Annotated in this window: 3 protein-coding genes; all 3 read right to left on the bottom strand. The window is 32.7% G+C overall.

From position 1 onward, the window contains the following. The coding region (locus AC1DTM_RS21995) for a DUF5085 family protein (protein ID WP_477000872.1) at positions 1 to 405 on the bottom strand (405 nt) is incomplete at its 3' end. 96 nt (positions 406 to 501) lie between these two features. Further along, positions 502 to 1,299 carry a hypothetical protein gene (locus AC1DTM_RS22000; RefSeq protein ID WP_477000873.1) on the bottom strand — a complete coding sequence of 266 codons (798 nt, stop codon included), beginning with the start codon at positions 1,297 to 1,299 and terminating at the stop codon, positions 502 to 504. A 31-nt stretch (positions 1,300 to 1,330) separates the two neighbouring features. Continuing rightward, positions 1,331 to 2,730, bottom strand: a 1,400-nt coding sequence (locus tag AC1DTM_RS22005) for a T7SS effector LXG polymorphic toxin (RefSeq protein WP_477000874.1), incomplete at its 5' end; no start/stop codon positions are given.

Consider the following 2,730-nt stretch of genomic DNA (forward strand, 5'->3'; position numbering starts at 1 on the left):
ACCATATACATCTAAGCATACGTGATAAAAGCTACTATCTAATTTCATATGATTTTGTTCAGCAAATTCATTTAAAACACGATAAGCGTCTTCAATATCACCATCTTCATCTGAGAATCTAACACAAAGTGCTTCTTCAATAAGAATTGCATCAATATACTCATACGATGAACCCTCTTCCATATTTACCCGTCCATTCACTGGAACACAATACATATATTCACCATATTCCGGTTCATTCTCTAATGGTGAATACGTAAAAAGAACAGGTCCTATTGGGTATATATCGTTATGAACTACTTGATTTCTAAGTGCGATAGCTGGTAACAACCAATCATCCTTTTTTACTATTTGAGTGATGCTTATTAAATTTAAAAGCGATAATGCTTTATACTGAACTTTCATAACCTCTACCCCTTATACAGTGTTTTAATTCTTCACAAATAGATCCTTCCACACACATAAAAAACCAGTTTATGACTATCATTTACAAMTYTCATTTCARTTTTTGTTTCGCTTTTGTTCTTTTTCTMTTATTCTTTTTCTATTTGCTATRAATTCTTGRCGTTYCTTTTCATGTTGTTCCCAYGTAATATTAAATGATGGRAATTTAAAGCGACAATACACYAATAGGACGAATTCTGCTGATGCAACTGCGAATACATATAATATTATTGTTTGTAAAAAATAGAACACCATTGGCCCTAGCGCAAAATGAATACTTGCAAAGATTAATATCAAAAGGACAACTACATAAATAACTATCCCAATGAACATCCATAGTTTTGTATTATTAAAAAATGAAGCCGTCCCCCCTTCCAACTTATAGCCTCCATATTTTGCTTTTTTAAAAGTATGGATTGTTATTACAATATGAGTAATTATMGCTCCTAATAATAATAGACCTACATAAAATACCGTTAGATTTTCACAATAATATCCAAATATTGCTTCAATTAATACATACGCATAACCTACCGTTGCAACCTGAAACGAGTTAAAAACAATTACAACGGCTTGTAACTTTTGTAATTTAAATCTTAATTTCGGAAATGAATAGATAATCAAAAAAAGGATTTGCAGAATATATAATACTAATTCTACAGAAACAATTATTCGTTCAAAAGATTTTGGATAAGCCTCCCAACCAAGTTGTAAAAAACCCAAAATAATAAAAAACATCGGTAATGAAGCATATACAAAGACTCCAACTAAAAATGCCATTACACCATCAGGACTTAATCGGTTTTTATTTGTAACTTTGAAAAAGTCTAAATCTTCTTCTTTTATGTTCCACATTCACTTATCCTACTTTCAAATTTTATATTCATCACCAAAATATTGACTTCAATTTTTTTATAACTGTTGCATTTTCTTTCATAAATTCTTTATAATTTCCAGACTTTAAATTATCGTTCGTATTTACCGCCCATTTTACCAATTTCTTCGTTCCACCAACTACACTTTCGCCTCCCAATCTATCAGATTTTGTGTTTAAGCCTACTGAGATTAGAACACCAGCCACTGCTCCTACCGCTCCTCCTGCCAAKGTTCCAAGTGGCCCCAAAGCAGTCCCAATCGCTGCTCCAGTTGCTGCTGCTCCCGCTGCATATGCTAAGTCCACACCTGTATCTAATGCAACATCTCTTACATCCTGTAGCTGAAATCCATCATCTAGTGACTTTATAGTATTATCTACAACTGTCAGCCCCGTTCCAATAATTGCCACGCTTTTAAAGAGCGTCCCAGTACCTTTGAGTTTTTTAAATGTCTCTGGCCATTTCTTAAAATTGAATTCGTCAATGCTCTTTTGAAATTCGGTCCCAAATGAATCTGTCCATTTATTTTTAAATGCTTTTAAAAATCCTTCTTCATTCCGAGTCATCATAAAATCTTCAACCGCTTTAAATTCAGGCAATTTATAAATATCTTTTTTTGCTTGTTTTATTACATTTTTTGTTGCGTTGTTGTAATTGACTTTAAATTTATCTTGAAAAATAAATTTAAAAATAGCATCTTCATTTGCATCTGTAGCAAAAAGTTTGGAAGCCGCTACAATATCGGCATCGCTTAAAGTTTTAAATATATATGCTCCTTTTCCTTTTCGAGCATTAACATCAAAATCAACACCAAATCCCAAATTTTTTTTCATGTAAACAAGGCGTAAATAACCAGAAAATAATCCGACTACTCCTTTTTTCGCTTTACCCGTATATCCCGCAATCATTTTAGCTACTCCAACTATAGATGCAAAGCTTCCTTCAGACAGAAGTTTTTCGGTTGTATCACTAGAAAAGTTCCCTTCAGTCTCTTGTATTTGTCTCATAGCACCATCTAATCCGCGTAACATGTCATCAAAATTTTGAAGATCATTTTGTTGACTATTGTAAGCCTCTAGTTTTTCTAACGTATCACTGATTTCCTTTTGGCTTTTTTCAACCCCTTCAGAAATTCCTGATGATGAGGGATAATGGATCGGAACAATATCACTAATTGAACTGATAGTCTGTTGGGCTAACTCATTCGATTGATTAAAACTGTTACTATACCCATTAATTTTTTGCTTTACATTATCTAAATAACTCCCATAAATTTTCGTATCTGCATCACTATCAACAGAACTATTAAAATCTTCTAATGCTTTTTCAAATTGCATACTTAAGCTTTCTGCTGCGACCATACACCCTGAAATAACACTTCCATGAACTCTAGATAAATGGCCTTTAATTC

The sequence above is a fragment of the Bacillus sp. P4_D3 genome, assembly GCF_056401855.1.